Origin of the sequence: Streptomyces olivaceoviridis (assembly GCF_014650115.1) — a bacterium.
Classification (GTDB): domain Bacteria; phylum Actinomycetota; class Actinomycetes; order Streptomycetales; family Streptomycetaceae; genus Streptomyces; species Streptomyces olivaceoviridis.
In genome coordinates, this window is sequence record NZ_BMUI01000081.1 from 1 (window position 1) to 4542 (window position 4542).

Sequence of the window (4542 nt, forward strand, 5' to 3'; positions counted from 1 at the left end):
GATGCCCGTTGCGCCGCGCGTCCGACAGCCGCTCCAGCAGCACCATGCCGACACCCTCACCGAAACCCGCGCCGTCCGCGCCCTCCGCGAAGGACTTGCAGCGACCGTCGCGGGCGACTCCGCCCTGTTGGCTGAGGCCCACGAACAGGCCGGGTCCCGCCATCACGGACACGCCGCCGGCCAGGGCCAGCGTGCTCTCCCCCGCGCGCAGGGACTGCGCGGCGAGGTGGATCGCCACCAGGGAGGAGGAGCAGGCGGTGTCGACGGTGACGGCCGGCCCCTCGAGGCCGAAGGTGTACGCGATCCGACCGGAGCCGACACTGGACTGGGTGCCCATGCCGACGAACGCCTCGACGCCGTCGGGAACGTGGTGCAGGGGGGCGCCGTAGTCGGTGCCCATCATGCCGACGAAGACGCCGGTCCTGCTGCCGCGCAGGGTCGCCGGGTCGATGCCCGCCCCTTCGAGTGTCTCCCAGGTGGTCTCCAGCAGCAGCCGCTGCTGCGGGTCCATCGCCAGCGCCTCACGCGGCGAGATCCCGAAGAAGCCCGGATCGAAGTCGCCGGCGTCGGTAAGGAAGCCGCCCTCGCGGGTGTGCGAGGTCAGCCTGTCGGGGGAACTCGGGTCGGAGAGCCCGTCGGTGTCCCAGCCACGGTCCTCGGGGAAGGGGGAGATGGCGTCCTCCGCCTCACGCACCAGGGCCCACAGATCGTCGGGCGAGGCCACTCCGCCTGGGTAGCGACAGCCCATGGCCACCACCGCGACCGGTTCGTCGGTCCGTTTCGACAGGCGCTGGTTGACCTCCTTGAGGCGCTCGTTGTCCACCAGCGCGCTGCGCAGGGCAGCGACCAGCTGGTCCTGAGGGGCACTCATCATGAACTCCACACACGTCGATCCGAATCAGGAATGGTCATTGCCAAGGGCACTGGCCCAACGGACGAGATCGTCGACGCCCATGCTCTGGATGTGACTGATCCGGTCTGCCGTCGTCTGCCGCCGGCCCTCTTCCGCGAGCCGCAGGATCACGTCGAGCACCCCGGACGCACGCAACTGGTCCGTGGTGACGGACGCGAGGGCTTCGCGGATCTCCGAGTCCTCGGGGCCGCCGCCCGGCTCGTCAGCCGCCGCCGGGGCGAGTCCCAGCTTGTCGTACAGGTAGCCGGCCAGGCTCGAGGCGGTCGGGTAGTCGAACGCCAGGGTCGGCGTCAGCCGGGTGCCGACGGCGGTGGAGAGCCGGTTGCGCAGTTCGACGGCCATCAGCGAGTCGAAGCCGAGACCCGTGAACGTCAGGTCCGGGTCCACCGCCGCGGGCCCGTCGTAGGCGACGACCGCGGCCACGGTCGACCGCACCAGGTGCGACAGGGCCGCCCGCTGCTCCTCTTCCGGCTTCCCGGCCAGCCGCTCCCGGAACGACGCCGCCCCGCCCGGTCCCTCGGCCACGGCCGGGGTCCGCCGGACGGCGGGCCGCACCAGGTGCCGCAGCAGCGGCGGGATCACGTCGCCCGGGGACGACAGGTCCAGGTGGATGGGCACCAGCACGGCCTCGTCCATGGCGGACGCGGCGTCCAACAGCGCCAGTCCGTCGGACGAGTTGATCGGCCGCACGCCGCCACTGGTGAGCCTGGCCACCTCGCGGTCGCCGAGCCTGCCGGTCATGGCGCTGCGCTGCTCCCAGAACCCCCAGCCCAGCGACTGGGCCGGCAGCCCTGCGGCGCGTCGGCGTACGGCCAGCGCGTCGAGGAAGGCGTTCGCGGCGGCGTAGTTCGCCTGGCCGGCCGCGCCGAAGGTCGCCGACGCCGAGGAGAACAGCACGAACGCGGACAGCCGAAGGTCGCGGGTCAACTCGTCGAGCAGCAGCGCCGCGTCGGCCTTCGGCCGCAGCACGCGGTCGGCCTGCTCGGGCGTCAGCGATGTGACCGGGGCGTCGTCGAGCACGCCGGCCGCGTGCACGACCCCGGTCAACGGCCGGGCGGCCGGGATGGCGGCGATGACCTCGGACATCGCCGTCCGGTCGGCCGCGTCGCAGCGGGCGGCCACCACGCGGGCACCGGCCGCCGTCAGCTCCTCGACCAGTTCCGGGTCGGGCCCTGACCGTCCGATCAGCACCAGGTCGCGGATGCCGTGCCGGGTCACCAGGTGCCGTGCGGTCAGTGCGCCGAGGACACCGCCGGCGCCGGTGACGAGCACCGTGCCGCTCGGGTCCCACTTCGGCTCCCTCCCGGTCGGCGCGGCCCGCACGAGGCGGGCGGCGAGTACGGCACCGTCCCGGACCGCCACCTGCGGTTCGCCACAGGCCACGGCGGCGGGCACCAGTGTGTCCGCGTCGTCGGCCACGCCCAGGTCCACCAGCACGAACCGGTCGGGGTGCTCGGTCTGCGCGGAGCGGACCAGGCCCCACACGGCGGCGTGCACCGCGTCCCGCGGCTCGGGACCGGCCGCGTCGCGAGTGACGAACACCAGACGCCGGTCGTCCCGGTCCCCGGCCAGCCACTCCTGGACCAGGGCGAGCGCACGATGCACGACGGCGTGCACGTCGTCATCGGGTGCGGTGAAGTCGGCCACCTCGTACGTCGGCACGGCGGCGTCCGTGGCGGTCACCGGATGCCAGTCGACCCGGAACAGCGACCTCACCCGGGCGGCCTCGAGCTGACCGGCCGCGAACGGGCGCATCACCAGCGATTCGATGGCCGCGACCGGGAATCCGGTCTCATCGGCCACGGTGATCGCGACTTCGTCGGAGCCGGTCGTCGTCAGCCGCACCCGCAGGGTCGCCGCACCCGACGCGAACAGGCTCGCCCTGCCCCAGCTGAACGGCAGCCGGAGGCCCGCGGCCTCGCCCGCGGACGGTCCGGCCTCGGCAGCCGCCAGCCACAGGGCGTGCAGCGCCGCGTCCAGAAGCGCCGGGTGCAGGCCGAACTCCCGGGCCGGGGCGCGCTGTGTCTCGGGCAGCGTGACCTCGGCGTACACCTCGTCGCCGCGCCGCCAGGCCGCCTTGAGCCCCTGGAAGCCAGGTCCGTACTGGTACCCCTGTTCGGCGAAGCGGGCGTACAGATCTGTCGTGTCCAGCGGTTCGGCCGCAGCCGGGGGCCACTGGCCGGTCAGCCCGTCCGCCGCCGCGGTGCCGGTCGCCAGCACGCCGGTGGCGTGCCGCGTCCATTCCTGCTCGGCGGACGCGTCTTCCTCCCGGGCGTACAGGTCGAGGGAGCGTCGTCCGGCCTCGTCGGCCGCGCCCACGGAGAGCTGGAGGACGAGTCCGCCGTGGTCGGGGAGGACCAGGGGTGCTTCCAGGGTGAGTTCCTCGACGGTGCCGCAGCCGAGCTGCTCGGCGGCGTGCTGCGCCAGTTCCAGGAACGCCGTCCCCGGCAGCAGCACCGCCCCGTTCACCGCATGGTCGGCCAGCCACGGATGCGTCCGCAACGACAACCGCCCCGTGAACAACTGCCCCTCGGCATCCGCCAGCGCCAACGCCGCACCCAGCAACGGATGCCCCGCACTGCGCAGACCCACCGCGCTCACGTCGCCGCTCACGCCGCCCCTGGCCTCCAGCCAGTACCGCTTGCGCTGGAAGGCGTACGTCGGCAGGTCCCGGCAGGCCGGCGCGCCACCGAAGAACGGCGACCAGTCCACCTCCACACCCCGCACGAAGAGTTCCGCGGCGGAGCACAGGAACCGGCGCAGACCCCCCTCCTCGCGCCGCAGCGTCCCCGACACGACAGCCGCGTCACCCAACGCCTCGTCCATTCCCACCGTCAGGACGGGATGAGCGCTGACCTCCACGAACGCCCCGAACTCCTCCTCGGCCAAGGCCCGCACGGCGGTCTCGAACCGCACCGTCTGCCGCAGGTTGCGGAACCAGTACCCCGCGTCGAGTTCCTCCCCGGTGAGCCACTCGGCATCCACCGTGGAGTAGAACGGCACCGTGGCCGGCCGGGGGGAAACCTGCTTCAGCACCTGCAGGATCTCCTCACGGATCTCCTCCACCTGTGCGGAATGCGACGCGTAGTCCACCGGGATGCGCCGGGCCCGCTCCACCCGGCCCAGGACCTCCTCCAGACCGGCCGGATCACCGGCGACGACGACGGACGAGGGCCCGTTCACCGCCGCCACCGACACACCGTCGGGCAGCAGGCCGTGAACCTGCTCCACCGGCAGCGGAACCGACACCATGCCGCCCCGGCCCGCCAGCGCGGTGATCGCCCTCGACCGCAGCGCCACGACCCGTGCGCCGTCCTCCAGCGACAGCGCACCCGACACCACCGCAGCCGCGATCTCACCCTGCGAATGGCCCAGCACCGCGGCGGGCCTCACCCCGACCGACTCCCACAGTGCCGCCAGTGACACCATCACCGCCCACAGCACCGGCTGCACCACGTCCACCCGGCCGAACTCACCAGAGGCCACCACCTCCGACAACGACCAGTCCACGAACGGGGACAGCGCCGCCTCACACTCCGCCATCCGCGCCGCGAACACCGGCGAGGAACCCAGGAGTTCCACCGCCATCCCCGCCCACTGCGACCCCTGACCCGGGAACACGAACACCG

2 protein-coding genes are annotated in these 4542 nt (G+C 73.1%); both read right to left on the reverse strand.

What is annotated here, in order from left to right; translation table 11 throughout:
• A partial coding sequence (locus IE273_RS42865; protein WP_229888144.1) for a beta-ketoacyl synthase N-terminal-like domain-containing protein occupies nucleotides 1–871 on the reverse strand: 871 nt, incomplete at its 3' end.
• Between the two features lie 27 nt (nucleotides 872–898).
• A partial coding sequence (locus IE273_RS42870) for a type I polyketide synthase (protein WP_189820520.1) occupies nucleotides 899–4542 on the reverse strand: 3644 nt, incomplete at its 5' end.